We start from the raw sequence: 26,790 nt of genomic DNA, 5'->3' as shown, positions 1-26,790 counted from the left end.
TGCAGCGTCCTCAACGCGACGCCGGCGTCACCCGCCACACCACGTTGCCGACGTCATCCGCGATCAGCAGGGCGCCCTGGTGGTCCTGCGCCAGTCCGACCGGCGCGCCGTACAGTTGCGACTCGTCCGGCGAATGGAAGCCGGTCACGACCGGTTGCGGCTTGCCGACCGGATGGCCCTGCGGGAAGGCGACGAAGGTGACGCGGTAGCCGCTCAGCGGGCGGCGGTCCCAGCTGCCGTGCTCGCTGATGAAGGCGCCGTTGTGGTACTGCGCGGGCAGCGCGTTGGTCTGCGTCATCAGCAGCCCCAGCGGCGCGACGTGGGAGCCTAGGCCGTAGTCGGGCACGATCGCCTTGGCCACCAGCTCCGGCTTTTGCGGCTGCACGCGCCGGTCCACATGCTGGCCCCAGTAGCTGTAGGGCCAGCCGTAGAAGCCGCCATCGCGTACCGAGGTGAGGTAGTCGGGTACGAGGTCGGCGCCGATCTCGTCGCGCTCGTTGACGATCGCCCACAGCGCGCCGGTCTGCGGTTCCCACTGCAGCCCGGTCGGGTTGCGCAGGCCCGAGGCATAGATGCGGCTGGCGCCGGTGGCCGCGTCGACCTCCAGAACGGTGGCGCGACGGTACTCCACCGCCAGGCCGTTCTCGGTGATGTTGCTGTTGGAGCCCACGCCGACGTAGAGCTTGCGCCCGTCCGGGCTGGCGAGCAGCGCCTTGGTCCAGTGGTGGTTGATGGTGTCGGGCAGGTCGGTGAACCACTTGGCTGGCGCGTCGACGTGGGTTTCGCCCGGTGTGTAGGGGAAGGTCACGATGTCGTCGGTATTGGCCACGTACAGCGTGTTGCCGATCAGCTGCACGCCGAAGGGCGAGTTCAGGTGCTCGATGAAGACGTGCTTTTCCCATTCGCCGGGGCCGCCGGTGGGCCGCAACAGGGTGATCCGGTTGCCGCCCTTGCCGCCCTTGCCCGAGCCGTTCTTGATCTTGCCGGCGATCAGTTGCTTGGGCGTGCTCACTTCCTCGGTGCCGGGGCTGTTCGCCTCCACCACCAGCACGTCGCCATTGGGCAAGGTATAGAGCTGGCGCGGGTGCATCAGGCCGCTGGCGATTCTGGCAATGGCCAGGCCTTGGGCCACCTTGGGCGTCTGGCCGTCCTTCCAGCCCACGCCGTCGGGCACCTTCATCGGCGGCAGCAGGAAGTTGCGCGGCTCGGGCAAGGGCGGTTTGCCGGTGCCGGACTGTTCGGCCATGGTGTAGTCGGCCTTGTTGCCGCAGCCGGCCAGCAGCCCGGCGGATGCCAGCGCGAGAACGCTCATGCACAGGCATTTGTTCATGGCAGGACCCTCCCGCTGCGATACGGGGCCAGCGCCCTGACCACCTGGGCGATGACCAGCAGCAGGACGGTGAAGGCCGACAGCCATACATTCGCGGGCACCACCGCGTAGGCGTCGCGCGAGTGGACGAAGGCATTGAAGATGGCGAGCACGATCGCCAGCAGGTTGAGCCAGAAATCCAGCTTGTCCGCCCGCACGGCGACGCGACGGCCGGTAATCCACACCTGCACGAGGTTCACCAGCCGCGGAATGATCGCGAACAGCAGGCCGATGGTCACCAGCCAGGCGGCTGCATGCACCCACAGGATCGCGGCGGTGCTCGCGTACAGGATGTCGAAGATCAGCGTGGCGACGAAGCAGCCGTAGGGAATCGGGTTCAGCACGTCGTAGACGGCGTTCGCGACAGGGGCCCCCCGTAGCGGAGCAACGTAACTCATGGGATCGGCTCTCCTCCGGTCGCGCGGCCGGCTGCACGTGGATCAGGTTGTCGCGCGAGCCTAGGTGCCGCAGCGTGCAGTGCACGGGAAGCGGACGTGAGGCGGGTTGGGCGTCAGAGGGCGAACGGGCCGGTCCGCTCGGCAGGGCCCTGGATCAGGGCCACCCGCGTGGTTCCGCGGATCGGGTCGCCGCAACGCCAGCCAGCCTCCTCTGCCGGCGAACCATGCGCCCGTGCCCCGCCGGGTCGGAACCGGCACCTTGCCGCCCGGGTCCGGGAGTGCCAGAGCCGAGCGTATCGCCGTGCGCCGTGGGTGCGCCGGAACGACTGCGCCGACGCGTTCCTGCAGGCGAATGAGCACGGCGACCGGGCGCAGTGTGCGAGCCACCGGTCTGCGCAGCGGAGCAGCCAACCGCAAGGTGACTCGCGCGTCGCACAGCGGCGCGCGAGGCCAAATGCATGCAGAGCGTGGTACGAAGTGGCCTGTTTACTGGCCGGTGATGTTCAGACGCGAGGTGTCGACATCCTTGACGCCCTCGACGTTGCGCACGGCCGTCACCACGCGGTCGCGCTTCTCGGCCGAATCGACGCTGCCGCTCAGAGTCACCACGCCATTGTTGGTTTCGACGCTGATGTCGGTGGCGTCGACGTCCTTCAGGGTGGCGATGTCGGTCTTGACCTTGGTGGTGATCCAAGTGTCGTTCACCGGCTCGGTCGAGCCCGCCACACCCTGGTCGACACTAGCGCAGCCGGTCGCCATCGTGGCGGCACCCACCGCCAGTGCCAGGCCCAGCAGGGCGGAACGCGGCATACGGGAAAGGGAATCGGCTTTCATGGACGTCTCCTTGGCTCGGGTCAACGGCCCGCAGAGCGGGCTCAACGCCACGTTGGCAGGCGAGGGGTGAACTCGCTGGCAAGCGTGGGTGAGCAGAACGCGCGTGTCGGTGGCCCTGCGCAGCTTGTCCGTGCCGGCAGCGATGTGCCCGGTCCCGTACGGTCGTTCCCGGCGGCTGCCCACGCCGCAGCGACCGCTACCCGCGCGACTGCCAGCAAGCCCGTGGCCCGGGCGGCACGACCGGCCGTCCATCGGGACGTCGCCGGTTGGCCGGGATCGGCCAATCCGCCCGCGTTGCGAAGCATGTCCAGCACCCGCGCAACCGTGGCCTCGTCGAAACGGTAGGGGTCGAACCGTGGCAGGGCCAACTGCCGCAGCAGCGACTGCATCGGCGCGTCCAGCGGGACGTATTTCATCGACCACGCGCTGAAGTCGTGTGCTCGATGGCACGCCGGCCCATTACCCTCAGGTCGGTGTGGCGCGGGTCGCGCAATAGCGCGGCACAGAGGCTGTCCGCCGCCGCCGCGGGGCTTCCAGGCACTGGAAGAAACAGCCGTCGCCAAAGTACAGCGCGCCGACCAGGCCCCCCGGGCGTTGTTGATCCGCGACTGCGCCAGGATGCGCGCCACGCGGTTCGATCCCGCGCTCCGGCGGCATGGGCGTGAAGGTCGAACGGCTGACATAGACGATCTGGACCAGGTTCCGCATGGCGGCTTTGCACGAGATGCGACAGTCGTGGGTTTACGCGGCCGATGGGGCGATGGATGCAGCAACGCCCGTCCGGTGGGCCGCCCGTGTCGGCGCGGGCTCGGGAAGCCTAGCTCTGCAAGCGCCAGCCGATGGTTTCGCCCGCCCGCATCGGCACGCCGGGCGTGCCGCCGAAATCCATCTCCTCCGGCACCACCCAGGGCTCCTTGCGCAGCGTGATGGTCGAGGAATTGCGCGGCAGGCCGTAGAAGTCCGGGCCGTGGAAGCTGGCGAAGGCTTCCAGCTTGTCCAGCGCGTCGGCCTCATCGAAGGCCTCGGCGTACAGCTCGATGGCGGCATGCGCGGAGTAGATGCCGGCGCAGCCGCAGCTGCTCTCCTTGGCGTGGCGCGGGTGCGGGGCACTGTCGGTGCCCAGGAAGAAACTCGGATCGCCGCTGGTGGCCACCGCGACCAGCGCCTGGCGATGGCTCTCGCGCTTGAGTACCGGCAGGCAATAGCTGTGCGGGCGCAGGCCGCCGGCGAAGATCGCGTTGCGGTTCATCAGCAGGTGCTGCGGCGTGATCGTGGCGCCGACGTGCGCGGGCGCCTCGCGCACGAACTGGGCCGCCTCGCTCGTGGTGATGTGTTCGAGCACCATGCGCAGCGCCGGGAAATCGCGCAGCAGCGTGGTCAGGTGGCGCTCAACGAATACCGGCTCGCGATCGAACACATCCACGGTGGGGTCAGTGACCTCGCCATGCATCAGCAGGGGCAGCTTGTGCTTCTGCATCGCCTCGAACACCGGGTAGCAACGGCGCAGATCGGTGACGCCGCTGGCGGCGTTGGTGGTCGCGCCGGCCGGGTAATACTTGACCGCGTGAACGAAGCCGCTGGCGCTGGCCTCGGCGATGTCCTCTGGCGTGGTGGCCTCGGTGAGATAGAGCGTCATCAGCGGTTCGAACGCCATGCCGGCCGGCAGCGCGGCCAGGATGCGCTCGCGGTAGGCGCGGGCCAGCGCCACCGTGGTCACCGGCGGCTTCAGATTCGGCATCACGATGGCGCGCGCAAAGCAGCGTGCGGTATGCGGCAACACGGCGGCCAGCATGGCGCCGTCGCGCAGATGCAGGTGCCAGTCGTCGGGACGGATCAGGGTGAGGTGGGTCGTGCTCATTCGCAAGAGTCTAGCCGGTTGCCGTCTCAGAGCTTGTCGTCCGGCGGGTCGGTCGGCGCGGGCGGCGCGCCCGCGCGGCGGTCCTGCCACCAACGCACCACTTCACGCGAGAGCCGTACCTTTTCCTCGCTCACCAGCACATCGGCGCGGGCGGTCATCCACGAGCTCTTGGTGCCGGCGATCTGCTGCTCGGGATACACGCTGCGGTGGCCGACGATCAGATAGGCCGCGATGCAGGCCCCGGCGACGTAGAGCGTGCTGTCGCCACCGAGCAGCTCCACGCCCATCAGGATGGCGGCGATCGGCGTGTTGGAAGCGGCCGCCACCACCGCCACCAGACCCACCGCCGCGCCCAGCGCGGGCTGCAGGGAAAACAGGTGGGCGAAGGCGCCGCCAACCACCGCGCCCATCACGAACTGCTCGGTGATCAGGCCGCCGTAGAAGCCCGAACCCAGCGTGACCGCGACCAGCAGCGCCTTCCACAGGAAGCCGAGGTAGGGCATCGGCTCGCCCTGCAGCGCGCGGTCCATCAGCGGCAGGCTCAGGCCCATGTAGTCGTAGGGGATCACCAGGATCAGCAGGGCCAGCACCACGCCGCCGATGGCGGGCATCAGCGGCGGCGGGATGTGCAGGCGATCGCGCAGCCGGGTGAACAACCGGCGCGACCCGTGCAGCAGCTCGATGAATACCCAGGCTACCGCGCCGCACAGGATGCCGATTGCCACCGTCTTCAAGAACAGCAGCTCGGTGAAGTCACCCACGAAGGAAACGTCGATGCGCGGATAGGGCACGCCCCAGAAGCGGCTGACCTCGTAGGAGGTCACGCTGGCGACGATCGCCGGGAACAGGAAGTTGTGGCGGATGCGACCGATCGCCAGCATCTCCACGCCGTAGAGGGCGCCGGCGATCGGCGTGCCGAACACGCTGGCGAAGCCGGCGCTGACGCCGCAGGCGACCATGCGCCGGCGCAGCTCGGAGTTCAGCCCGAGCAGTTCGCCCAGGCCCGAGGCAATGCTCCCGCCCAGGTGCGAGCAGGGTCCTTCCTTGCCCGCCGAGCCACCGCAGCCGAGCGTGATCAACGTGGCGACCGGTTTGACCCACAGCGTCTTCCACGGCAATGCACCGTGCTGGTCGTTGACGGCGATGATCACCGAGTCCTTCAGGCCCGTCCGGTTGAGGCGCTTGCCGTACTGCAGCAGCAGGCCGTTGGCCAGGCCACCGATCGGCAATACCGCCATCTGCACCCACAGCGGCGCAGCGTAGATGTGGTCGGAGGTGGCGAACAGGATGCGCAGGAATGCGCTGCAGCCGGTGCCGACCAGCGCGCCGGCCAGGGTGGCCAGCGCGAGCCATTGCAGCACCGTCGCCAGCATCACCAGGGGTTCGGTCAGATAGGACTGGCGCATGGGCCTGAGGGAGACGCGGAAGCCGCTCAGGATAGCATCGTAGCTTGCACAGCCGGGCGGCGTGCCCGGCGGAAGCGTCGGTCGCTCAGTACGGATGCTGCCGGTAGAACAGCTCCAGTTGCCGGTAGACCTCCGGCAGGTCCTGGCGCAACGCCGCCGGTGTCTCGAAAAAGGCCTCGCTCACCACCGCGAAGAACTCCGCTTCGTTTTCCAGGCCGTAGGGGTCGATCGGCAGGGGAAGCCCATGGCGATCATCCTCGCGCAGGCGCTTGAAGGCGTCGGAGAAGGCCTTCGTCCATGCGCGGCGATCCATGCGCCGGTGCAGCGGCGGAAAGCCGTTGGCTTCGCGGTTGAGCATGTCGAGCTTGTGGGCCATCTCGTGGATGACCACGTTGTGGCCCGGGGCCTTTCGGGTCTCCAGCACGTCCGCCCATGACAGGATTACCGGCCCGCGCCCCCAGGCCTCGCCCGCCATGATGCTGCGGGTTTCATGCACCACGCCGGCCTCGTCGGTGTGGGTGCGCCGGGGTATGAAGGCGTCCGGGTAGACGATGACGCTGTGCCAGCCGTCGTACCAGTCCAGCCCCAGTTTCAGGATGGGCATGCAGGCATGGGCGGCGAGCAGCACCCGGTCGGCGTCGTCCAGTTCCAGCCCCTGGACCGGCTCCAGCGACTTGCGCTCGAGGAACAGCGTGGCCAGCACGCGCAACGCGGCCTGGTCGGAAGCGCCCAGTCGACGGGCCGGCGCGCAGCGGCGCAGTGCATCCTGCCAGAGCGGTTCGGCAATGGGGCGCCGGGCGACGATGCGTCGCGCGCGCCAGGTGCTGATCGTGTCGAACATGGCCCCCTGCGGGAGGAAGTCGTTGCGCTCCATGGATCGGGGCGATGTGCACTTTCTCAAGACATTGCCGTGGAAGAGTGTCGATCCGGACCGGGCCGGATCGTCGTGGAGATGAGGGCCCTCGCCTTGAGCGGTGGCCCGTACGCCACTTTGGCCATGAGGAGTTTTCCGATGAGTATCACCATCACCGCCTTCGAACGCTCGCCCGACGGCGGCAAGGGACTGGCGCGCGATACGCGCGTGCGCTGGGCGCTGGAAGAAGTGGGACAGCCTTACGATGTGCGCCTGGTTTCCTTCCAGGCGATGAAGGAGCCCGCGCATATGGCCGTTCACCCCTTCGGCCAGATTCCCACCTACGAGGAAGGCGGGCTCGCCCTGTTCGAAAGCGGGGCGATCGTCCTGCACATCGCCGGACAGCATGCGGGCCTGTTGCCTGCGGATGCCGATGCCCGCGCGCGGGCGATCGGCTGGATGTTCGCGGCGCTCAACACTGTGGAGCCGCCGATCCTGGAACTGGTCGTGGCCAAGTTCATCGAGGGCGACAAGCCCTGGACGCAGGAACGCCTGCCGCTGATCGCCGATCGCATCCGCAACCGGCTACGCCAGCTCGCCACCCGCCTGGGCGACGCCGAGTGGCTGGACGGTGCGTTCAGCGCGGGCGACCTGATGATGGTGTCGGTCCTGCTGCGGCTGAGGCCCTCGGGCCTGCTCGACGAATTCCCCAGCCTGGCCGCCTACGTCGCACGCGGCGAGGCGCGCCCGGCCTTCCAGCGCGCCTATGCCGCGCAGGCGGCGGTGGCCGCCAGGCGCTGAAGCGGCGGCGAGCGCGCCACGGGCGAGCGTGGCGGATGCATGGTCTGGACGGCGACATTCCCTTCCTGCCTCCGTCACGCCAACCGGCGTAAGGGATGCAACATCCGCGCCGATGCGGGCTGGACCCCCGCGCGCATTCCCGGCGGTGCCCGAGGGTGCCATGCCCATGCGAAACCCCACGCCATCCCCGCGAGGCTTGTTGCCCGCCGAACAGGCCACGGTCCTGGGCCAGTTGCGCGAAGGCGTCGTGCTGGCCGACGGCGAGGGGCGCATCACCTTCATCAATGAAGCGGCCAGGGATTTCCTTGGCGTGTCGCAGCTGGGCGTGCTGCCGGCCGACTACAGCCGCGTCTTCCACGTGCTGACCGAGGATGGCCGGCCATACCCGACGCTCGAGTTGCCGCTGGCGCGCGCCGTGCGTGGGGAAACGCTGCCCGAAGCGCGCTGGAGCATCCGCCGAGACGATGGCACGGTACGTATCGCCGCCGGCGCGGCGCAGCCGCTCTTCGATGCCCATGGCGTAATGACCGGCGCGGTGCTCACCTTCCACGACGACACCACGCGGGTACAGGCCGAGCGTGCGCTGGCCGATGCGGAGCAACGCTACCGGCTTGCCGTCGAGGCCACCCAGGATGCGATCTGGGACTGGGACCTGCAGACCGATCGCACGCTCTGGAACGAGCAGTTGTGTGTCGCCTATGGCCACCGGTTGAGGGAGGCCACCTACGACTGGTTCATTTCCCGGATCCACCCCGCGGATCGCGAACGCGTCGACGCGGGCTTGCAGCACGTGGCGCGCCATGGCGGCACCCACTGGACCGACGAGTACCGCTTCCGCCGCGTCGATGGTACCTACGCAAAGGTGTGCGACCGCGGCACCGTGGCGCGCGACGCCCAAGGCCGTGCGGTGCGGATGATCGGCGCCATGGTCGATATCACCGAGCGCAAGCGTGCCGAGCGCGCGCTGCGCCGGCGCACCGAAACGCTCGAAATACTCAATCGCACGGCTGCCGACATGGCGGCCGAACTGGAGCTTTCCCAGGTCGTGCAACTGGCCACGGATGCCGGCGTCGAGCTGCTGCGCGCAAGCATCGGCGCGTTCTTTTCCGAGACGTTGGACGCGGCGGGCGGCGGCATGAAGCTCAGTGCGCTGGCCGGGGTCGATGCCGGCATGCCGCCGGCAAGCGTGCGGGAACTGTTTGGTCCGGTGATCGAGCGCAACCGGCCGTTCCGCTCCAACGACATCTCTCTCGATCCACGCGTGCCGCACCCTGCCGCGGCGGAGCATGCGCCGATATGCAGCGTGCTCGCCGTGCCGGTGACCTCACGCTCCGGCGAGTCGTTGGGCATTCTGGTGTTTGGCCATCCGGAACCGGTGCACTTCACTGCCCGCCACGAGCGCTTGATGGCCGGCGTGGCCGCACACGCGGCCATCGCCATCGACAATGCGCGATTGCTGGCTACCGCCCAGCGCGAGGTGGAGGAGCGCCGCATGGCGCAGGAACGCCTGCGCGAACTGAACGAGACGCTCGAAGCCCGCGTCGAGGAACGCACCCGCGAGCGCGACCGCGCGTGGGCCATGTCGCGCGACCTGCAACTGGTGATGGACGCCACCGGCATCATCCTCGCGGCCAACGAGGCGTCCGACATTTTGGGTTACCGACCGGACGAACTGATCGGGCGCAGCGCCGAGGCCTTCGTGCATCCGGATGACGTGGCCGTCCATCTGGAAGCGATGTCGATGGCCGCGGCCGGCAAGTTCCCGCCGGAAGAAGTCCGCTGCCTGCACAAGGACGGCAGTTATCGCTGGCTGTCCTGGGTCAAGTCCGCCGACCAGGGCGTGCTTTACGCCAGCGGACGCGACGTCACGCAGCAGAAGGAACAGGAGCAGGCCCTGGCGGCGACCGAAGAGGCCCTGCGCCAGAGCCAGAAGATGGAGGCGGTGGGACAGCTCACCGGTGGCATCGCGCACGACTTCAACAACATGCTGGCGGTGGTGATGGGGTCGCTCGACCTGCTCAAGCGGCGCGTGGGCGACAACCCCCGCGCGCTTCGCCAGATCGAAAGCGCGACCGACGCGTCCGAACGCGCTGCACTGCTGACCAAGCGCTTGCTGGCCTTCTCCCGGCAGCAGGCGCTGAACCCCCAGCCGACCGATCTGAACCGACTGGTCGGGGAAACGTCCGAGCTGCTGCGCCACTCGATCGGCGCGGGCATCCGCCTGCACACCACGCTGGCCGAGGACCTTTGGCGCACCCGCGTGGACGCCAACCAACTGGAGAACGTGCTGCTCAACCTGGCCGTCAACGCACGCGATGCCATGCCCGAGGGCGGCTGCCTCACCATCGAGACGGGCAACGTGCAACTGGACAAACGCTATGCCGCGGCCAACGGCACCCGCGCCGGCGACTACGTGTTGATCGCCGTCACCGACAACGGCAGCGGCATGCCGGCGGACGTGCTCGCGCGCGCCTTCGACCCGTTCTTCACCACCAAGGAAGTCGGCAAGGGCACCGGGCTCGGCCTGAGCCAGGTCTACGGTTTCGTGCGGCAGTCGGGCGGCCACGTGAAGCTGTACTCGGAGCCCGGGCAGGGCACCACGGTGAGGATCTACCTGCCGCGCCTGTGCGATGAACCGGCTGCCGGCTGGGTTGCCGAGGGCGGTGCGGACACCGCGCCTGGCGGGCTGCAGGAGCTGATCCTGGTGGTGGAGGATGAGCCGGCGGTGCGCCAGTTCAGCGTCGACGCGCTGGAAGAGCTCGGCTACCGGGTGCTCCAGGCCGACGGTGCGCCGGCCGCATTACGCCTGCTGGACCGGCACCCGGACGTCGCCCTGGTGTTCACCGACATCGTCATGCCGGAGGTCAACGGCCGCAAGCTCGCCGACGAAGTGCACCATCGCCGGCCGGAGCTGCCGATCCTGTTCACCACCGGCTACACGCGCGACGCGGTCGTGCACCAGGGCGTGCTCGACCCGGACGTCGAGCTTCTCGGCAAGCCGTTCACCCTCGACGGGCTGGCGCGCAAGGTGAGGGCGATGCTCGACCAGGCTGCGTAATGCCGTGCGGACGCAGGTGCTTCGCCGCAGGCGATAATCCCTCGCTCCCACGTCTTGGCCTTCCGCCGCATGTCGATCGTCCTCACCGATTTCGCCCTCCCGCGGCTGTTCCCGCGCGAGCCCCGCCGCAACACCATCCAGGACTGCACGCCCGAGGCCTTCGAGCACCATCTGAACACGGTGCCGCCGCTGAAGGTGCTCGATGGTTACGCGCCGTTCTGCAAGCTGCACGTGCATCGCAACTGGACCTCCACGCGATGCCTGGCCGTGCCGGTCACCGAGGCCAACCGTCACCTGCTGCGCTCGGACTACGAGGCGCGCACGCGCGACGAACTGCCGGTGCTGGTGCGCTGGTTCGAGGGGCTGGAACCGCCGGTCGCGGGCTTCCTCATCCCGATCCTCTACAGCCGCGAGCAGCTGGCGAAAGAGGGTTCGGTCATCGAGGCCGACTGGGGCGTGGTCGGCTGCATGTACACCGCCGAGCCCGAGGAAACGCCGATGGCACCGATCACCATGATGCGCAATGCGCTGGGCGTGGAAGAGGGCGGCTCCGGCGTGCCGCTGGATCGGGAGGCCTACCGCCGCAGCGTGGAGTTCTGGCGCACGCACGCCAACTGGCGCGGATAGTCGAAGACGGCACGGATGCCGGCGCGCGGTGGTGACCGTCCGCATCGCAAAGGGTGCGCACTGCGGCTGGTTGTGCGGGGGCCCGGGACGGTACCCTCGGACCTCCCCAAGGAACCTCGCCATGGCCAAGAAGAAAAGCGCTTCCCGATTCGAGGCAAGGCTGCTGCGCCCGGCGCAGCCACGCAACGCGTCCTGGACGTTCGTGGTCCTCCCCGAGCAGGCCAGCGCGCAGTTCCCGCGGCGGGGACGAACGACCGCGGAAGGCACGATCAACGGCCAGCCGTTCCATGCCACGCTGGAGCCCGATGGCCGGTTGAGCCACTGGTTCAAGGTGGATGCGGCGCTGTGCAAAGCCGCCGGCGCAACCGCCGGTGACCTGGTCATGGTTGAGATCGCACCGGTGGCCCGGGAGCCCGAGCCGAAGCTTCCGCCGGACTTGCGCCAGGCGCTGGACCAGGCGCCCGTGGCGTTGGCGACATGGGAGGGCACCACTACCCTGGCGCGCGTGGACTGGATCCACTGGCTGACGTCGGCCAAGCAGTCCGCTACCCGCGCCAAGCGCGTCGCCGACGCCTGCGACATGCTTGCCTCGGGCAAGCGACGGGTGTGCTGCTTCGACCCCTCCGGCTACTACAGCAAGGCGTTCGCGGCGCCGGAGGTGGCGGATGAGTCCTAGCAGCCACTTTCGGTTGCGGCCCGCCGGACAGCCGGGTATGCGGGTGGCGTTTGGCTGATCGGCTCCCTCTCCCCTCCGGGGAGAGGGTTGGGGTGAGGGGCCGGGGCTCGCGGGGATGCTTCGCGCATGGGCTTTGGTTGTTGTTCTTGCGTTAGCTTCCCGCGACTTGGCTCGCCTGCCGCGGGCTTCCGATCGCCTGCCGGCGCTCGGGTCACTTTCTTTGCTGGCCCAAAGAAAGTAACCAAAGAAATGGCCTGGCTAGGCACGGGGTGGCTAAAAAGCTAGGCGCCTGTGCGCCTTGCTTGGTGGGCCTCTTGCTCTTAGAGGAGCTGCCGCCGCTTTACCGCGGGCGCTCGGGAGCTGAGGCCGGGGAGGCATTCAGCGGGTTTGCTGGTGCCGGCGCGAGCGCCGCACTTGGCTCCCTCTCCCCTCCGGGGAGAGGGCTGGGGTGAGGGGCCGGGGCTCGCGGGGATGCTTCCCGCATGGGGTGGCTTTGGTTGTCGTTCTTGCGTTAGCTTCCCGCGACTGGGCTCGCCTGCGGCGGGTTTCCGATCGCCTTTGGCGCTCGGGTCACTTTCTTTGCTGGCCCAAAGAAAGTAACCAGAGAAATGGCCTGGCTAGCCACGGGGTGGCTAAAAAGCTAGGCGCCTGTGCGCCTTGCTTGGTGGGCCTCTTGCTCTTAGAGGAGCTGCCGCCGCTTTACCGCGGGCGCTCGGGAGCTGAGGCCGGGGAGGCACTCGGCGCGTTTGGTGGTACCGGTTCGAGTGTCGCTCCTACGATGCGGTTACTCGCCGGCGTTGGCCCGTAAAGGTTGCAACACGGCGCGAGCGAAGACGTTTGCTCGATTCGGGAAGGCTCGCCCGCCGCCGGGCGAGCCGGGAACCGGAGTTTCCTTGGACTGCCGGCGACGCTGTTGTCGCTGCCGCATTTCGCCAGCCGATTCCTGGTCGCCAGCGCGACTGCGACCGGCCGGTGCACTCCGGCGGTTCGGTACGTTCAACGGCGCGATCGTGCGCGTGAAGACGCTCTTGCCATCAATGAGCGTTTCGATATGTACGATCAAGACTTGAGGCCTCGTCGGGGTTCTGTGCGGCGTATGGAGACCGCGCTCGTATTCCGCGCCCGACATGCCCGCAAACGCGGCCCGGTCGACGTCAGGAGCCGGCCGGCGTTAAAGCTCGAATGCGCCTTTGCTCAGACCCATGGGCCCGCGCTTGTCACTTTAGGTAGCGTGCTTGAAGTCGTGATCGGCAGTCATCAGGGCATCGGCCAATGCGGGGTCGTCAGCCTCCAACTCCCTGGCCGCCATGAGCCCGATGTCGAGCCATTGCCGCTCCCTGGGGTCGGGCAGGTTGGGATGGCTCAGCTCCTCCAGCACCCGCATGAGTTGCTGACGCGCATGCAGGTAAACCCCGTATGCGGCGTTGGCGGCCATGCGCCTGCCCAGCAGTTCCAGCGCGTGGCTCGCCGAGCGTGCTGCCTCGATCCTTTCGGTCATTTCTCTCTCCGTCGAGTCGCCGCCGCCGCGAGCTTGGTGCTCCTCGCATTGTCGCCCGCCACAGGCGGACAAGGAATCCGCTTCCGCTGCACTGCCCGGGGAGCGCCTGCCGAACGGCTATTTCTCGGCAGCCGCGATCGCGTACCGGCGATGGGATTGACCCGGGTCAAGGCGGACAGGCGCGCATGTCCCGACCATGCGCGGGCCGGCGACTGCCGGGTTCCCCCATGGAGTCCACGATGCAATTCGAACTGTCCACCGCCCATCCGGATGCGGCCCCGATCACCGCTGCCATCCGCGCGCTGGATCCGGACGCCAGGGTCGTCCTGGATGCCGGGCGCGGTCGTCTGGAAGTGCTGGCCAGCGCAAGCGGTGCCCAGATTCTCGATGCGCTGCGTAGCGTCGGTTGCGTGGCCACGCCGCTGGAGAAGGAAGTGCACATCAGCGGCGGAAGCACCTGCTGCGGCCACTGCGGCTAGCGGCGCCGGCAGGCGCCAACCGCCGGCGTCTGGAAGAATAGGCAGGCCGCACCTCGCGGCCTGCCGGACGGTTTTTCATGTCGAACATCGGCCGCCTCCGATGGACGTGGCGCGTAGTGATCCTGCTATTGGCATTCGCGGCCGCCTGGTCGGTATGGCTGCGCCCGGTCGCGTCGCGCGTCGGGCCGGTGCCGGCCTCGCTGCACGGCGACTGGCCGATCGCCCCGCCAGCGGCGGAGGGCTTCGACGGCCGCTTGCTTGGGCAGGCGGCAGGCGCGCTCCTGGACGGGCCGTTCAACGTCCACGCGGTGCTCGTCGAACGCCACGGGCGGCTCGTGGCCGAGTATTACCAGGGCGGCCGGGACCGATCGGTGTATGGGCTGGTGTCGTGGCGGCAATCATTCGGCCCGATGCAACTGCACGACGTGCGCTCGGTCGGCAAGAGCGTCACCAGTCTGCTGTACGGCATTGCCTTGGGCGAAGGGTGCGTGCCCGATCCGTCCGCCCGGGTGCTCGCCTCCTATCCCGCCCTGGATCGCGTGGCTTCCGATGCCGCGCGCGCGGTCCGCGTGCAGCACCTGCTCGACATGAGCAGCGGCCTGGAGTGGCGCGAGGGCGAGTCCGGCCACGACGACGAACTGCGCCTGTTCTGGAAGCGCGACATCCCCGCGTATGTGTTCGCGCATCGCATGGTCCACGCGCCCGGTTCCACCTTCAATTACAACGGTGGCGGGACAGCGGTGCTGGCCGACCTCATCACCCGCGGCGTTGGCGTGCCGCTGGATGCCTACGCGCGTGAGCGGCTGTTCCGGCCCTTGGGCATATCGTCGTGGGACTGGGTGCACGACGTGCATGGCCGGCCGATGGCGTTCAACGGCCTGCGCCTGCGCCCACGCGACCTGCTGAAGATCGGCCGCCTGGTGCTCGACCATGGCCAGTGGCAAGGACATCAGGTGGTGCCTGCGGCATGGATTGAACGCTCGTTGCAGCCGCGCCTGGCGACGGGCGTGAGCGATTTCCGCTACGGCGCGCAGTGGTGGGCCGGCACGGCACGGTGGCGCGGACGGGACATACCCTGGCACGCCGCCTTCGGCAACGGCGGACAACGGCTGTTCGTGGTGCCGCAACTGGACCTCGCCATCGTGACTACGGCGGGCGCCTACGACAAGCTGCCGACGGCCATCGCAGTGAACCGGCTGGTGCAGGGCGTGGTGAGTTCGATACGCGAATGAGGGGCGCGTGATGTCCGGTCGGGCACGCGTTGCGCGGAAGGAGGTGGAAAAGGGCAGCGCGCCGGCTGGTGAATGGGGCGGGGGTCTCCCTAGCCATCGGCATGGTGATCTCGCACGCATCCGCGGCGCGCTGCCGGCACCGTCGCCCCTTCCACCGTCGGTGTTACCGACCGCCGCCGCCAGAGCGATGTCGACCTCGATCAATTCGTACCGGGGTCGGCCAAAGCCTGGGGCGTGTCGAGCAGGGTGACGCCCGGGACGTCACGCAAACGCTCGCGCAGCCAGAAGCCGTGCTCGGCGCCGACCAGAACGACGATACGCCGCCCCGGATTCTCACGCGCAGCATGCTGGATGACCTGCAGAAAATGCCCGTTCCAGGCTTCCCAGCCGGCGTGCTCGCCCGGGCCCATCAGCGCCTCCTGCAGCGCGTGCTTGGCACGCAGCGCGGCGTCCGTAACGTCGTCGTTGACGCTCGCCGGCGACGTCCAGTGCGCCTTGAGCACCCCGTACAGCCCATCCACGTACTGGCCAAACGCCTTGGCCTGCGCCGGCTCGCGGCTGTGGAAGGCCACGGTATTGGCGCGATAGGGCGCAAGCAACGTGCCGTAAAGCGGCTCGGCCGGCTCCATCGCGTAGACGCGGTAATGGTGGCGATCGATCAGCGGATAGATGACCGCCGGATACTCCTGCTTGGACTTCTCCGGCGGCCGCGCAGTGAGATCGTCCGGCTGCAGTTCGACGCAAAGCACGTCCGGCCTGAGCCGTTCGATGGTGCGGCTGAGCGCCGTGTTGTCGTAAGCCGGCACCTCGGCATGCATCTGGTGCAGCGTGTCCAGCACGACCACGGTCGCCGGCACCGACTGCGCCATCGCCGCCATCGGCAGGGCCAGCCAGGTACCAAGAATCAACCACCAACGCATTGCACGCTTCCGCAGTTCCGGGGAGCGCCAAGGTAGCGGGCTGCGTGCCGCTGTCGCAGTGCCGGAAGGCACGCGCCACGGCGTACGTGCGGATGTCCGGCGGGCGCGGGCGGAAGTAGACATGGGCTGGCAGCTCACGGGTTCCATCCAACCGCCGCAAGGCGTAGTCATCGGCCGACAGACACGCGCTCCGGACCGCGGCAAGCTTGGTTTTCGTATCCAAGCTCAGGAATTGCCATGGACCGCATCAGGACGACCCTCATCGCTTTTGCTCTTTTCACCTGCGCCTGTGCGGCAGGTGCGGTCGAGCGCCCGAGTGATCCGCTCCGACACAATGCCCCGAAAGGAATTAGCAACGCGTTTTACGCGTGCGTCGACAAAGCGAACTTCAACGAGATCGAAGAAGCTTACTGCACGTCGCAAGAGCATGTGCAGCAGGAAAAGCGCCTCAACACCACCTACCAAGCTTTGTTGCGCAAGCTGGATGAAGGCCAGAAGAAGCATCTTGTCGAAGCAGAGCGCGCTTGGGTCAAGTTGCAAGACACCACGGGGCCATTCGAGGAGGCGCTTTACGGTCACGAGATCATCGACAACCTTCAATTGGCGCAAAACGAGCTTTTTGCCGTTACGCGTCGAGCCGATCAATTGGACGAATACCTGGCGGTTGCCAGCGGCCTCTAAGGCATCGGCTCAATTGATCCCGTTAAAGGAGTAACGGCATGCAAGGTCCTGACACGCACGACATCGATGCAGTCGCTGGCGCCATGTATTTCGTCGTTGGGCGCGCTACCGAAGGGGGGCCTCATCCCTATCGGCTGTCTATCGCGGGCATTACGCGACAAGAAGGCGACAAGGATTGGGGAAAGGTAGAAAAGGTCATTGCCAATAGCGGTTACTCCCTAGGGGCAATCCAGGTCGATCTTGGTCAACGTGGGACGTGGCCGCTAGGTGCGACGGAAGATGCGCCGCTTAAGCCTGGCCAGACCACCTATGTGGACGCCCTCATCGCGCAGGCTTCGAAGTATGCGGAAGTGCATCACCTCGAGTTCCCTTCTGACAGGACGCAGCTTCGGGAGGAACTTTTGACTCATGGCAATGGAAAGGGGCGCCACAGTGCGCTGCGATTCATTGCTTCCGGGACTCGTGACAGCTTCAACGCGTGGACGGAATCCGAGGAGGGGAAACAATGGATCCACACGAATATCGACTACCCCCAAGTTCGCCATGCGGCCCAGCAAGCGCTGGATATGCTGGATTGCGTCGGCAAGAACATTCCCGAGAACCGCCGGTTTGAAACACTGGCGCTCCTCACAAAGACGGCGAACCAAAGGCCGTCGGAAATGGTCGAGTTCCGCAAGGTTCTTTCGGACGGTGGCGATTACGGGGATCTCGTGGCTAAAGCACAGGAGATAGCGAGCCATCATCGCGGTTACGCTGGTGCGGCCGCTGTAGTACCCGCAGGCCGTTACCTAAAGGCCTACGATGATCCGGAAAGAGCCGCTGCGCTTGCGCGCGCCCAAACCAAAGTGGGAAGCGCCGACTTCAATCCTGCGAACTTTGCCAGTGATCAGGATTTGCAGGAGGGATTGAAAACGATAGGCCGAGGGAAGCCGATCCACGTCCTTCGCCAGGGTTCCCATGGGGAGGAGGTCGCCTCTCTCCAGGCCAGTCTCGCCCGGTTGGGCATCACCGACGCCCATGGCCACCCGTTGAAGCCGGATGGCGATTTCGGTCCGGCCACACGGCAGGCCGTCGTTGCGTTCCAGCATGCGCATGGTCTGGAGACCGATGGTCGCGCCGGGCCGAAGACGCTCGATACGCTGGGCGACGCCATCCAGCAACAAGCCGCGAGCCTCGCCGATCGCAGCCATCCCGGGCATCCGCTGTTTTGCCAGGCGCTGGAGAAAGTCCATCTGATCGACGCCAGATGCGGGCGGGTGCCGGACGAGTTGTCGAAAAACGTGGCCGGTTCGCTGGCTACGGCGGCGCAGGCGCACGGGCTTGCCCGCATCGATCACGTGGTGCTGGGCGAGAACGCCACGCGCGCTTTTGCCGTGCAGGGGGCACTCGATTCGCCGTTCAGGCGGTTCGCGGCCGTAGACATCCTGCAGGCGGTCGCCACGCCGCTGGCGCAAAGCAGCGCGAAGTTCCTGGCAGCGCCCCAGCCCCGCGCGGACGCCTCGCTGGCGGCTTTGCCTCAGACCCTCCCCCCGCCTGCGCTGCAAGCTTCAGAAGTTTTGCGTTCGCCGAGGTAGCCATCAGCAGGCGCATGGCAACGCGTCGGAAATCGCGTCTTCGGGCGTCGCCCTATTGCCCGAGGTGCCGCGCCTCCACTGGAGGTCGGTGATCAATCAGACATACGTTCCCGGTTGCACAGGTAGTCGTCGCCCGACAGACAGGTGCTCTGAACCCGGCAAGCTTGGTTTTCTTAGCGAAGCTCAGGAAGTGTCATGGACCGCATCAGGACGACCGTCATAGCTTTTGCTCTTTTCGCCGCCTCTGTAGCCGGAGCGGTCGAGCGCCCGAGTGACGCCATCCGGCGTGATGCCCCAAAGGGACTAACGGAGACGTTCTATGCCTGCATCGATGAAGCAAAGTCCAGCGACATCGACAAGGCCTATTGCCTGTCCCAGGAGCGGGAACGCCAAGACGCTCGCCTGAACCGGGCGTACCAGGCGCTGTTGCACAAGCTCGATGGTGATCAAAAAAAAGACGTGATCAATGCGGAGCGCGCTTGGTTGAGATGGCAGGGCAAGACATCCCCTGTTGAAGGCGCACTGTACGGGAGCGATCTCATCGGAAATCTGGAGGTGACCGAGAACGAGACTTTCGCGATCTGTCGACAGGCCAATCGATTGGAAGAATATCTCGCTCTTGCCAGCGAACTTTGATTTGCAACCGTTTCGACGGCATGCCAGAACCAAACACGCAAAGCTATAGCTGCGCTCGCAGGCGCCCGGCACCCATCTGGTTACGTCTGGCGAACCGCCCGGAAGCCATGTTTGCCGAAATTGCCCTACTGATCGAGGCGCGGCGTCCCAAAACCCTATCTCGGCGACCAACCAAGACGATGCCGGGCAGCCATCGTCCGAAGACAGGCGCTTTGGACCGCGGCATGCTTGGTTTTCGTACGCAAGCTCAGGAACTTCCATGAACCCCATCAGGACGACTATCACCGCTTTCGCTCTCTTCGCCTGCGCCTCTGCGGCAGGAGCGGTCGAGCGCCCGAGCGATCCGATCCGACGCGATGCGCCCAAAGGAATTAGTGAGGCGTTCTATGGATGTATCGACAGGGCTGATTACGACAGCATTGCCGTGGGCGCCTGCCTATCTTCCGAAGAGGACGTTCAGGACGCGCGGCTGAACCGTTCGTACAAGACACTTATGGGCAAGCTAGAGGGTAAGGCGAAGGAGCAGTTGGTGGCCTCCGAGCGCGCTTGGCTGGCGTTTCACAGCACAAGCTCCGGTCTGGAGACCACGCTCTACGGAAGCGAGATCATCGCAAACCTCGAAGTCTCTCAAAGAGACATGTTTCGCAAGTGCGGACGAGCCAACACGTTGGAGACGTACGTGTCCCTGGTAAGCGACGAATAATCGATCGCCAGTTCAGGGAGGAAAAGCATGCGAAAGCTCGATACGCACGACATCGCCGTGGGGGCCGGCGCCGTCTATTTGGTAGTTGGGCGGGAACGGAAGGTGGCCCCGTCTCCTATCGTCTATCCATCGCGGGGGGGCCTGTTTCTCGCAGCGCCCCAGCCCCGCGCGGACGCCTCGCTGGCGGTTCTGCCTCAGACCCTCGCCCCGCCTGCGCTGCAGGACGTACATCGCTAGTGAAATGCCGTCGCTCCGGGCGGCGAGGCAAAAGCGGAGCCCGGGAGAGGGTTTCGATGCGCGCATCCGTCTCCTCTGGAAGCTGCTGATCGATAGCGGGGACGCTCCGACTCGCAAGCCGTTGCGCTGCCGACCAGCAGGAACTTGCGGCGACGATTGCTGCTAAGTTCCCAGGCTGTCCACATGCCTGCCGGAGGTCTCCATGTCCCGTGCCGCCCTTGCTGGTTCATCGGTCGCTGCATCCCGCAGGTATGGGCGCCTCGCCCTAGCCGTATCGATGGCCCTCGCCGCCGGCGTGGCCAGTGCCCAGGCATCGCCCGGCGCCCGCGTGCCGCCACCGCGGGACACGCCCTATCCGGGCACCGTGACGATCCACGTGGATGCGAGCGACACGCGGCAGGGCATCTTCCGCGTCCACGAAACGCTGCCAGTGCAGGCTGGTGCGCTGACGCTGCTGTATCCGAAATGGATCCCCGGTGACCACTCGCCGAGCGGTCCGGTCGCCATGCTTGCCGGCCTGAAGCTCAGCGCCGACGGCACGCCGCTCAAGTGGACGCGGGACGAATACGACGTGTACGCATTCCATGTGGACGTGCCGGCGAGGGTCTCGAGCATCGATGCGGATTTCCAGTACCTCTCCAGCCGCGATGGCGGTTACGAGATGACCGACCGCATGCTGGACCTGGAATGGAACAAGGTGGCGCTGTACCCGGCGGGCCACTTCTCGCGCGGTATCACCTTCGCGCCCAGCGTGACCCTGCCGCATGGCTGGCAGTTCGGCAGCGCGCTGGAGCCGGCCGGGCAGGCGAAGGTCTCATCCTCGGGCGACACCACGACCTTCAAGGCGGTGCCGTTCAATACGCTGGTCGACTCGCCGATCTACGCGGGCCAGTACTTCAAGCGCGTCGATCTCACCCCGAAGGGTGGCGCGCCGGTACATCTGGACGTGGTCGCGGACGCGCCCAAATACCTCGAGATGACGCCCGGGCAGTTGCAGGCGCATCGCGCGCTGGTGGCGGAGGCGACGACGCTGTTCGGCTCGCACCACTACGACCATTACGACTTTCTGTTCTCGCTGTCCGACCAGCTCGGCGGCAATGGGCTGGAGCATCACCAGTCCAGCGAGAACGGGCTGGAGGCCGACTATTTCACCGCGTGGAAGGACGCCGCGCCGGGGCGCGACCTGCTCGCACACGAGTACACCCATTCCTGGAACGGCAAGTTCCGCCGACCAGCCGACCTGTGGACGCCCAACTTCAACGTGCCGATGGGCGACTCGCTGTTGTGGGTTTACGAGGGGCAGACGCAATACTGGGGCTTCGTGCTGACGGCGCGTGCCGGTCTGTGGACGCCCGAGCAGTTCCGCGATGCGCTGGCCATGACAGCGGCCAACTACGACCGCAATCGCGAAGGCTTCCACTGGCGCACGCTGGAGGACACCACCAACGATCCGACCGCCGCGCATCGCACTGGCCTGCCGTACCGAAGCTGGCAGATGAGCGAGGAGTACTACAGCGCCGGCCAGATGATCTGGCTGGAGGTCGATGCCAAGCTGCGCGCGCTGACGCACGACAGGAAGTCGCTGGATGACTTCGCGCGCGCGTTCTTCGGCGTCGACAACGGCAGCTTCGTGACCAAGACCTACACCTTCGACGACGTGGCTGCGGCCTTGAACGGCGTGGCGCCGTACGACTGGGCGGGCTTCCTGCACGCGCGCGTCGACACGCTCGATCCGCCATTGCTCGATGGCCTGGAAGGCACCGGTTGGAAGCTGGTCTACACCGACCAGCCGAGCGACTACGAAAAGCAGTACAACAACCGCCCGCAGTCGCCGCGGCACTTGTACAACTTCACCTGGTCGATCGGACTGACGCTGGACGATCACGGCCAGATCAATGACGTGCGCTGGGAGGGGCCAGCCTTCAAGGCGGGCGTCAGCACGGGCGCCACGCTCGTGGCCGTGAACGGTAAGGACTACTCCACCGATGTGCTGAAGAGTGCGATCGCCACAGCGAAAGACGGAAAGACGCCTATCCAGCTCCTGTTGAAGTTTCAGGGCGGCTACCGCACCGTGCCGGTCGATTACCACGGTGGCCTGCAGTACCCACACCTGGTGCGCGTCAAGGGCACGCCGGATTACCTGAGCGAGATCATCGCCCCGCGGACGCGGTAGCCGCCCGCAAAAGGCTGCGTCCCGTGAGCGCGGGCATGACGATGGTTACCCGTTCCCGCGGGCCGCGAGAGTGACCCGGGATGGCGATATCGAAGGTATGCGCGAAGGCGGCCAGCTTCTGCTGTGCAAGGGGAAGACGTTCGTGTTCTGCGTGCCAGCGCACAGTGTCGATGTAGGAAAAATCTGATAACCGCGTGGATTGCCGGACTCTTCACGTGAGGTGAAACAGGCTTCACGGCCTTGGGCCGTCGACTTTCTGGACGGCAGTGCAACGGTTTTTCCGGTGGTCTGGCCCCCTTGGGCCGCGTGCCGGTATCTACAGGAAAGCCTGAATGGCCAGCCTCGTCGCTCGCATAAAAAAAATACGAAGAGCCATCGTCAAGCGCATGCCCGACCCGGTGTACTACCCCTACCGGTACTTCCAGATCTACCGCAGGGTCGGAAGCCTTGCGCAGCCGGAACGCTATTCGGAAAAGATCTTCTACCGCATGCGCCACCCGTTGCCGGTCTTCTCGCAACTGGCCGACAAGGTAGCGGTACGCCGCTACATCGCCGAGGTGGTGGGCGAACAGTATCTGGTACCGGTCTTCCTCACTTGCGACCGGGTCACCCGGGAGACCTTCGACGCCCTGCCTGACACGTTTGTCATGAAAGCCAACCACAGCGCGGGGCAGACGCGGATCGTGCGTGACAAGCGCAGCGAAGACCTCGATGCGTTGGCTGACCTGGCCAACGGCTGGATGAAGTCTGACTTCTCGGTAAGGCAGCGGGAAAAGCACTACCGGAACATCGCCCCCAGGATCATTTTCGAACAGGCGCTGCTGGGTGCCCAGGGCGAGCCGCCGGACGACTACAAGTTCAACGTGCTCAACCCGGGCGGCGGCGAGGAAGCCTTCGTGTTCGTCCAGTACGTCCATGACCGCTTCAAGGACGCCATGACGCAGGACTTCTACCTGGCCGACCTGACGCCCGCGCCGTTCCGCTTCCGCGGCCTCAAGCCCAGCGGCAAGCCGCTGCCGGTGGTGGATGGGCTGGACGAGATGATGCGCATCGCCAGGAAGCTTGCCGCGCCCTTCGGGTTCCTTCGCGTCGACTGCTATTACTACGAAGGCCGGGTGTACATCGGCGAGCTGACGGTCACGCCGGGCGCCGGCATGTATGCGCTGTCACCGCCGCACTGGGATGCGGCGCTCGGCGCGAAATTCCGCTGGCCGGATACCTGCGAGCTGGGCCGTTGAGCCGCATCCGCTGAAAGACGGGCGGGTCGCCCCGCGCGCACAAAAAAAAGGCCGGGCTTGAGGCCCGGCCTGGGGGAACCGATCGCTGGCCGATCAGAAGCGCGGCCCGTTGTGCAGGGTGGAGCCGGTGCCCCTCGGCGTGGCGCCGAGCCCGGTGCCCGTGCCGGTGGCGATGTCAGCCGCACCGTGACGCTCGAAGATCGCGCGAGCACGGTCGCGTTCGACCATGTCCTCGGTGTGCACGGTGATCAGTGCATTGCCCTCGCGGATGCGCTCGTCGTAATGCTTGGCTTCGACCTCCGGGATGCCCATGCCGATCAGCGCGCCGACGATGCCACCGGTTGCGCCGCCGACCGCTGCGCCGCCAAGTGCGGCCATGATGGGCCCGGCGGCAATGAACGGGCCCAGGCCCGGAATGGCCAGCGTGCCGATACCCACCAGCCAGCCGAGGCCGGCGCCGGCGCCCATGCCGAGCACACCGCCGGTGGTCGCGCCCTCGGGCGCCTTGGTGTTGTGCTCGGTAGCGAAATCGCGTGTGCCACGCCGGTTCTGCATCAGCACGGAAATGTCGTTGTTGGAGAAGCCGGCGTCCTTGAGGTCGTCGACGACAGCCTCGGCCTTGTCCTGGTCGGGGACGGTGCAATAGACGGATGCGTACATGGAGGTCTCCTCAATCGGAATCGGTTTCGATGTCGAGCTGGTTGTCGACGCGGGTCACGCCGCGCACGCCGGCGGCATCCCGCTCCAGGCGGGCCTTTTCCTGCGCGCTGGCCACCGGCCCGCGCAAGGTCACCACGCCGTTGTTGGCCACCACCTTGACGTTGCGGGCTTTCACCGAAAGGTTGCTGTCGTCGACGATCGCCTGGCGGACCTTGGCCACCAGATCGACCGCGGACGAGCTGTTGGACTGGTCCATGGGCGTGACCGATGCGTCGTTGCGATCACGCCGGTTCAGGCGCGTGTTGTCGGCATCCTCACTGGTCACGCCGGCCGCTGACTGGCTGGACGCAGGTGGCGACTGCATGGGCGTGGCCTGATGCGCGAAAGCGCCGGTACTTGCCGCGAGCGCTGCGAACACTCCCACGGCCAGCGGCCTGGGCAATGTGTGTTTCATGCGTTCCTCCTCGTTGGTCGCCATGCGGGGACGGCCCGCACTCTGAGCCCGGCCATGACTTGCGCCGGAAGGGCCACGCTAGGGTGCCGGCGGTAAAATGCGCGTGTCATAAGGGTGAGCGGGCTCCACCGCTTGCCAGTGGCGTGCCGCGGGATGCGTCGGACCTCGACGGTCAGCGACCAGTCGCGCGCCCTCTCCGCCGCACCGGTGCGAGAGGCTTGGCAACAAATGCCGCCGGCCTGATGGTCGCGCAGTTCGCACGCCACCAGCGACATTGCGGCTGGTCAGTCCGGTTGCCAGGCGCCCAAGTCAGGGCTCAGGGCCGATGGCAAACCGCCGCCGCAGCGCCCGGCTTTTCCTTTATCCCGCCCTTTACCGCGCAACGGCGGGCCGCAGAATAGGCCTCTGGCACAAGGAGGCAGTGATGAAGCGTTATGCAGCGATCGTGTGGCTGGCCCTGGCCGTGCTGGCACCCTGGGCGCAGGCCGATACGGTAAACGTGGATGGCGGGATGGCTTTCTTCCACGGGGATTGGGAGGTGGCCTGTGACAACACGCGCACCTGTCGCATCGCGGGGTATCAACAGGACGGCGACGAGCATGCCATCTCGGTCCTGTTGACCCGCAAGGCCGGTCCGGCCCAACCGGTGACCGGCGAACTGATGGTAGGCGCCTACGACGAGGAGGATTTCGACCTGCTCCAACGCCTTGGCGATCCACTGCGCCTGTCGATGACGATCGATGGCGTTTCCGTGGGCGCGGTATCGGTCAGCCAGGAAAGCCTTGCCGCCAAGCTATCCCAAGCACAGGTAGCGGCCCTGCTGGCAGCCTTGCCGGGCCACAGCACGATCGAGTTCTCGACCGGGGATGTCAGCTGGCATCTCTCCGACGACGGCGCCGCGGCCGTCCTGTTGAAGGTGGACGACTACCAACGGCGGGTCGGTACGCGCGGCGCCCTGGCCAGGAAAGGCACGCGGGACGAAGCCGACGTCGCGCCGGCGCTACCCGTGCCGGCCGTGCACCAGGCCAGCGTGGTGGATCGGACGATGAGCGCGGACGCGCTGCCGGCAGCGGTTGACCTGCCGGCGCTACGCAAGGCGATCGCTGCGGCGACCTCGATCGATGACTGCGATCTGTCGCCAGCGGAAGAGGGCGGTCCTGTTCCGTTCAGGGCTGCCCGGCTGGATGCTCATCACCTGCTTGTGTCCGCTGGCTGCTGGCTTGCTGCGTACAACAGCGGGTCCGGATTCTGGGTCATCAACGACAGCGCACCCTACCAACCGGTGCTGGTCACCACGATCGGCTCGGATTACGGGGACGGGCGTATCAGCTCGTCGATGAAAGGCCGCGGCCTGGGCGATTGCTGGTCCACGGAGGAATGGGCCTGGGACGGTCGCCAGTTCGTGCACACCGCTTCCTCGACCAGCGGCATGTGCAAACTGCTGGCCCCCGGTGGTGCATGGAGCCTGCCGACCATCGTCACAAAAGTGCGCTAGCAGGACTTCTGCGCCGGCGGGCACGAGGCGACGATTTCCGGATCGGTGCGGGCTTCGAAAGGGTGCAGGCCGGACAGGGGCAATGGGACGGCGGACGTCAGCAGGGGAGCGTGCGCGAACGATCGGTCAGGCCGTCGATCGCGGGCAGCTGGCGAGTGGGTGGAACGCTCACTAATTCACGGCCGTGGTGCCCCGGGCTCGCCCGCCTTTTCCCTGGGCATGTTTCCGACCTGCTGGTCGATGTACTTCAACTCGGCCACCGAACGCGGTTCATCCGGGATCAGCTTCAGGCAGGCGTGGTAAGCGGCGCGGGCCTCGTCGAAGCGGCGCATCTCCGTCAGCGCGAAGCCCTGGCCGCGCAGGGCCTTGCAGGTGGAGTCGGGCACGTCCGCGGCGGTGAAGGGCGCATCGGTTTCGGCTTCCTTGTAGTGCGCCAGCGACTCCTCCCATTGGTGCTTGCCCTGATAGGCGAAGCCGATCTCCAACTGGTACTGGCTGTCCATCGGCGCGCGTGCGAGCGCCTTCTGCAATTCGGCGATCGCATCGTCGTAGCGTGCCATCTCGTTGTAGGCAAAACCGCGCGCCCAGTAAGCCATCGCCCAGGCGGGTCCGAGGACCAGCACCTTTTTCGGTTGTCGCAGGTTCCCGCTGGCGACCATGGCGGAGTAGAGCAGGGCGTCCGAAGGGCCGCGGGCGCTGTAGACGATCGCGTCGGCATGCCCGTAGGTGGCTTCGTACTTGGCGACCACGCTGTGGAGGGGGCCATCGATCGCCGACATGATTTGCCCGTCCCGGATCATCTGCACGCTCTTGATTACCTGCTGCACGTCGGCGTCGCCGTTCGGCGGCGCGGGGCCGGCGGCAGGCGTCTTGCCGGGGGCGCCGGCGCACGCTGCGAGCAGCAGCACGATCCCCCATCCAGCCATGTGT

Annotated in this window: 25 protein-coding genes; 13 read left to right on the top strand and 12 right to left on the bottom strand. The window is 66.7% G+C overall.

All coding sequences use genetic code 11. The annotated features are described in order from the left end of the window. Positions 1-10 precede the first annotated feature (10 nt). The 7 genes from ACFWZ3_RS02825 to ACFWZ3_RS02795 form a co-directional block, all read right to left on the bottom strand. Positions 11-1,330, bottom strand: coding sequence for a PQQ-dependent sugar dehydrogenase (locus tag ACFWZ3_RS02825; RefSeq protein ID WP_439706279.1), 1,320 nt, complete (start codon positions 1,328-1,330; stop codon positions 11-13). Continuing rightward, a complete protein-coding gene (locus ACFWZ3_RS02820; protein ID WP_439706278.1) occupies positions 1,327-1,767 on the bottom strand; it encodes a DUF2231 domain-containing protein in 441 nt (146 codons plus the stop codon). The genes ACFWZ3_RS02825 and ACFWZ3_RS02820 overlap by 4 nt, the downstream gene beginning before the upstream one ends. Before the next feature lie 486 nt (positions 1,768-2,253). Next, entirely contained in the window at positions 2,254-2,601 is a 348-nt protein-coding gene (locus tag ACFWZ3_RS02815; protein WP_439706277.1) for a BON domain-containing protein, read from the bottom strand. Positions 2,602-3,066: 465 nt separating this feature from the next. Then, positions 3,067-3,309 (bottom strand): hypothetical protein, encoded by a 243-nt coding sequence (locus ACFWZ3_RS02810; RefSeq protein ID WP_439706276.1) that lies wholly within the window; start codon positions 3,307-3,309, stop codon positions 3,067-3,069. 109 nt (positions 3,310-3,418) lie between these two features. Continuing rightward, positions 3,419-4,459 carry a dihydroorotase gene (gene pyrC, locus ACFWZ3_RS02805; protein WP_439706275.1) on the bottom strand — a complete coding sequence of 347 codons (1,041 nt, stop codon included), beginning with the start codon at positions 4,457-4,459 and terminating at the stop codon, positions 3,419-3,421. 26 nt (positions 4,460-4,485) lie between these two features. Continuing rightward, positions 4,486-5,865, bottom strand: a complete 1,380-nt coding sequence (locus ACFWZ3_RS02800) for a chloride channel protein (protein ID WP_439706274.1) — start codon at positions 5,863-5,865, stop codon at positions 4,486-4,488. Positions 5,866-5,950: 85 nt separating this feature from the next. Next, positions 5,951-6,706, bottom strand: a complete 756-nt coding sequence (locus ACFWZ3_RS02795; RefSeq protein WP_439706273.1) for a zinc-dependent peptidase — start codon at positions 6,704-6,706, stop codon at positions 5,951-5,953. Between the two features lie 171 nt (positions 6,707-6,877). On the opposite strand from ACFWZ3_RS02795, the gene ACFWZ3_RS02790 reads away from it, so the two are divergent. The 4 genes from ACFWZ3_RS02790 to ACFWZ3_RS02775 all read left to right on the top strand — a co-directional run bounded on the left by ACFWZ3_RS02790 (position 6,878) and on the right by ACFWZ3_RS02775 (position 11,880). Further along, positions 6,878-7,519 carry a glutathione S-transferase family protein gene (locus ACFWZ3_RS02790; protein WP_439706272.1) on the top strand — a complete coding sequence of 214 codons (642 nt, stop codon included), beginning with the start codon at positions 6,878-6,880 and terminating at the stop codon, positions 7,517-7,519. A gap of 199 nt (positions 7,520-7,718) precedes the next feature. Next, positions 7,719-10,577 (top strand): PAS domain S-box protein, encoded by a 2,859-nt coding sequence (locus tag ACFWZ3_RS02785; protein WP_439706271.1) that lies wholly within the window; start codon positions 7,719-7,721, stop codon positions 10,575-10,577. Between the two features lie 69 nt (positions 10,578-10,646). Next, positions 10,647-11,204 (top strand): DUF3228 family protein, encoded by a 558-nt coding sequence (locus tag ACFWZ3_RS02780; protein WP_439706270.1) that lies wholly within the window; start codon positions 10,647-10,649, stop codon positions 11,202-11,204. A 121-nt stretch (positions 11,205-11,325) separates the two neighbouring features. Then, the gene (locus tag ACFWZ3_RS02775; protein WP_439706269.1) at positions 11,326-11,880 is read left to right on the top strand and encodes a YdeI/OmpD-associated family protein; all 555 of its coding nucleotides are present in this window, start codon (positions 11,326-11,328) and stop codon (positions 11,878-11,880) included. Between the two features lie 1,222 nt (positions 11,881-13,102). Here ACFWZ3_RS02775 and ACFWZ3_RS02770 read toward each other — a convergent pair. Next, a complete protein-coding gene (locus ACFWZ3_RS02770; protein ID WP_439706268.1) occupies positions 13,103-13,378 on the bottom strand; it encodes an immunity protein Tsi6 family protein in 276 nt (91 codons plus the stop codon). Between the two features lie 239 nt (positions 13,379-13,617). Between ACFWZ3_RS02770 and ACFWZ3_RS02765 the strand changes: the two genes are divergently transcribed. After that, entirely contained in the window at positions 13,618-13,857 is a 240-nt protein-coding gene (locus ACFWZ3_RS02765) for a hypothetical protein (RefSeq protein ID WP_439706267.1), read from the top strand. 77 nt (positions 13,858-13,934) lie between these two features. Next, a complete protein-coding gene (locus ACFWZ3_RS02760) occupies positions 13,935-15,089 on the top strand; it encodes a serine hydrolase domain-containing protein (RefSeq protein ID WP_439706266.1) in 1,155 nt (384 codons plus the stop codon). 200 nt (positions 15,090-15,289) lie between these two features. Here ACFWZ3_RS02760 and ACFWZ3_RS02755 read toward each other — a convergent pair whose 3' ends face one another. Further along, positions 15,290-16,009: a hypothetical protein gene (locus tag ACFWZ3_RS02755; RefSeq protein ID WP_439706265.1), complete on the bottom strand. Its 720-nt coding sequence runs from the start codon at positions 16,007-16,009 to the stop codon at positions 15,290-15,292. A 237-nt stretch (positions 16,010-16,246) separates the two neighbouring features. Here ACFWZ3_RS02755 and ACFWZ3_RS02750 point away from each other — a divergent pair, with 237 nt between their 5' ends. From ACFWZ3_RS02750 to ACFWZ3_RS02725, 6 genes are all read left to right on the top strand, one after another. Next, positions 16,247-16,690 carry a lysozyme inhibitor LprI family protein gene (locus tag ACFWZ3_RS02750; protein ID WP_439706264.1) on the top strand — a complete coding sequence of 148 codons (444 nt, stop codon included), beginning with the start codon at positions 16,247-16,249 and terminating at the stop codon, positions 16,688-16,690. Between the two features lie 38 nt (positions 16,691-16,728). After that, complete coding sequence (locus tag ACFWZ3_RS02745) at positions 16,729-18,264, top strand: XVIPCD domain-containing protein (protein WP_439706263.1); 1,536 nt, start codon at positions 16,729-16,731, stop codon at positions 18,262-18,264. Between the two features lie 195 nt (positions 18,265-18,459). Continuing rightward, positions 18,460-18,900: a lysozyme inhibitor LprI family protein gene (locus ACFWZ3_RS02740; RefSeq protein WP_439706262.1), complete on the top strand. Its 441-nt coding sequence runs from the start codon at positions 18,460-18,462 to the stop codon at positions 18,898-18,900. Positions 18,901-19,159: 259 nt separating this feature from the next. Continuing rightward, positions 19,160-19,603 carry a lysozyme inhibitor LprI family protein gene (locus ACFWZ3_RS02735; protein WP_439706261.1) on the top strand — a complete coding sequence of 148 codons (444 nt, stop codon included), beginning with the start codon at positions 19,160-19,162 and terminating at the stop codon, positions 19,601-19,603. Between the two features lie 439 nt (positions 19,604-20,042). Then, complete coding sequence (locus ACFWZ3_RS02730; protein ID WP_439706260.1) at positions 20,043-22,013, top strand: M61 family metallopeptidase; 1,971 nt, start codon at positions 20,043-20,045, stop codon at positions 22,011-22,013. A gap of 332 nt (positions 22,014-22,345) precedes the next feature. Further along, positions 22,346-23,251, top strand: a complete 906-nt coding sequence (locus ACFWZ3_RS02725) for an ATP-grasp fold amidoligase family protein (RefSeq protein WP_439706259.1) — start codon at positions 22,346-22,348, stop codon at positions 23,249-23,251. 93 nt (positions 23,252-23,344) lie between these two features. Here ACFWZ3_RS02725 and ACFWZ3_RS02720 read toward each other — a convergent pair whose 3' ends face one another. Then, entirely contained in the window at positions 23,345-23,911 is a 567-nt protein-coding gene (locus tag ACFWZ3_RS02720) for a general stress protein (RefSeq protein ID WP_439706258.1), read from the bottom strand. Positions 23,912-23,921: 10 nt separating this feature from the next. Further along, on the bottom strand, positions 23,922-24,365 hold the full coding sequence (locus ACFWZ3_RS02715) for a BON domain-containing protein (protein ID WP_439706257.1): 444 nt from the start codon (positions 24,363-24,365) through the stop codon (positions 23,922-23,924). Between the two features lie 424 nt (positions 24,366-24,789). On the opposite strand from ACFWZ3_RS02715, the gene ACFWZ3_RS02710 reads away from it, so the two are divergent. Continuing rightward, complete coding sequence (locus ACFWZ3_RS02710; protein ID WP_439706256.1) at positions 24,790-25,860, top strand: DUF1176 domain-containing protein; 1,071 nt, start codon at positions 24,790-24,792, stop codon at positions 25,858-25,860. 176 nt (positions 25,861-26,036) lie between these two features. Here the strand turns inward: ACFWZ3_RS02710 and ACFWZ3_RS02705 are convergent, their stop codons facing one another. After that, on the bottom strand, positions 26,037-26,768 hold the full coding sequence (locus ACFWZ3_RS02705; RefSeq protein WP_439706255.1) for a tetratricopeptide repeat protein: 732 nt from the start codon (positions 26,766-26,768) through the stop codon (positions 26,037-26,039). Positions 26,769-26,790 lie beyond the last annotated feature (22 nt).

The sequence above is a fragment of the Frateuria sp. GZRR35 genome, from assembly GCF_051900415.1.
In the GTDB taxonomy this organism is placed as follows: domain Bacteria; phylum Pseudomonadota; class Gammaproteobacteria; order Xanthomonadales; family Rhodanobacteraceae; genus Frateuria_A.
Note: the sequence above shows the minus strand (reverse complement) of the source record. Positions and strands in the feature narration are given on the sequence as shown.

What these genes read in the sequence shown, in the direction of transcription:
- ACFWZ3_RS02825 (WP_439706279.1), bottom strand. Translation starts at nt 1,330, where the DNA reads ATGAACAAATGCCTGTGCATGAGCGTTCTCGCGCTGGCATCCGCCGGG.
- ACFWZ3_RS02725 (WP_439706259.1), top strand. Translation starts at nt 22,346, where the DNA reads ATGGCCAGCCTCGTCGCTCGCATAAAAAAAATACGAAGAGCCATCGTC.
- ACFWZ3_RS02800 (WP_439706274.1), bottom strand. Translation starts at nt 5,865, where the DNA reads ATGCGCCAGTCCTATCTGACCGAACCCCTGGTGATGCTGGCGACGGTG.
- ACFWZ3_RS02775 (WP_439706269.1), top strand. Translation starts at nt 11,326, where the DNA reads ATGGCCAAGAAGAAAAGCGCTTCCCGATTCGAGGCAAGGCTGCTGCGC.
- ACFWZ3_RS02780 (WP_439706270.1), top strand. Translation starts at nt 10,647, where the DNA reads ATGTCGATCGTCCTCACCGATTTCGCCCTCCCGCGGCTGTTCCCGCGC.
- ACFWZ3_RS02740 (WP_439706262.1), top strand. Translation starts at nt 18,460, where the DNA reads ATGGACCGCATCAGGACGACCGTCATAGCTTTTGCTCTTTTCGCCGCC.
- ACFWZ3_RS02795 (WP_439706273.1), bottom strand. Translation starts at nt 6,706, where the DNA reads ATGTTCGACACGATCAGCACCTGGCGCGCGCGACGCATCGTCGCCCGG.
- ACFWZ3_RS02770 (WP_439706268.1), bottom strand. Translation starts at nt 13,378, where the DNA reads ATGACCGAAAGGATCGAGGCAGCACGCTCGGCGAGCCACGCGCTGGAA.
- ACFWZ3_RS02790 (WP_439706272.1), top strand. Translation starts at nt 6,878, where the DNA reads ATGAGTATCACCATCACCGCCTTCGAACGCTCGCCCGACGGCGGCAAG.
- ACFWZ3_RS02815 (WP_439706277.1), bottom strand. Translation starts at nt 2,601, where the DNA reads ATGAAAGCCGATTCCCTTTCCCGTATGCCGCGTTCCGCCCTGCTGGGC.
- ACFWZ3_RS02715 (WP_439706257.1), bottom strand. Translation starts at nt 24,365, where the DNA reads ATGAAACACACATTGCCCAGGCCGCTGGCCGTGGGAGTGTTCGCAGCG.
- ACFWZ3_RS02765 (WP_439706267.1), top strand. Translation starts at nt 13,618, where the DNA reads ATGCAATTCGAACTGTCCACCGCCCATCCGGATGCGGCCCCGATCACC.
- ACFWZ3_RS02750 (WP_439706264.1), top strand. Translation starts at nt 16,247, where the DNA reads ATGGACCGCATCAGGACGACCCTCATCGCTTTTGCTCTTTTCACCTGC.
- ACFWZ3_RS02745 (WP_439706263.1), top strand. Translation starts at nt 16,729, where the DNA reads ATGCAAGGTCCTGACACGCACGACATCGATGCAGTCGCTGGCGCCATG.
- ACFWZ3_RS02735 (WP_439706261.1), top strand. Translation starts at nt 19,160, where the DNA reads ATGAACCCCATCAGGACGACTATCACCGCTTTCGCTCTCTTCGCCTGC.
- ACFWZ3_RS02710 (WP_439706256.1), top strand. Translation starts at nt 24,790, where the DNA reads ATGAAGCGTTATGCAGCGATCGTGTGGCTGGCCCTGGCCGTGCTGGCA.
- ACFWZ3_RS02730 (WP_439706260.1), top strand. Translation starts at nt 20,043, where the DNA reads ATGTCCCGTGCCGCCCTTGCTGGTTCATCGGTCGCTGCATCCCGCAGG.
- ACFWZ3_RS02820 (WP_439706278.1), bottom strand. Translation starts at nt 1,767, where the DNA reads ATGAGTTACGTTGCTCCGCTACGGGGGGCCCCTGTCGCGAACGCCGTC.
- ACFWZ3_RS02755 (WP_439706265.1), bottom strand. Translation starts at nt 16,009, where the DNA reads ATGCGTTGGTGGTTGATTCTTGGTACCTGGCTGGCCCTGCCGATGGCG.
- pyrC (WP_439706275.1), bottom strand. Translation starts at nt 4,459, where the DNA reads ATGAGCACGACCCACCTCACCCTGATCCGTCCCGACGACTGGCACCTG.
- ACFWZ3_RS02810 (WP_439706276.1), bottom strand. Translation starts at nt 3,309, where the DNA reads ATGCGGAACCTGGTCCAGATCGTCTATGTCAGCCGTTCGACCTTCACG.
- ACFWZ3_RS02760 (WP_439706266.1), top strand. Translation starts at nt 13,935, where the DNA reads ATGTCGAACATCGGCCGCCTCCGATGGACGTGGCGCGTAGTGATCCTG.
- ACFWZ3_RS02720 (WP_439706258.1), bottom strand. Translation starts at nt 23,911, where the DNA reads ATGTACGCATCCGTCTATTGCACCGTCCCCGACCAGGACAAGGCCGAG.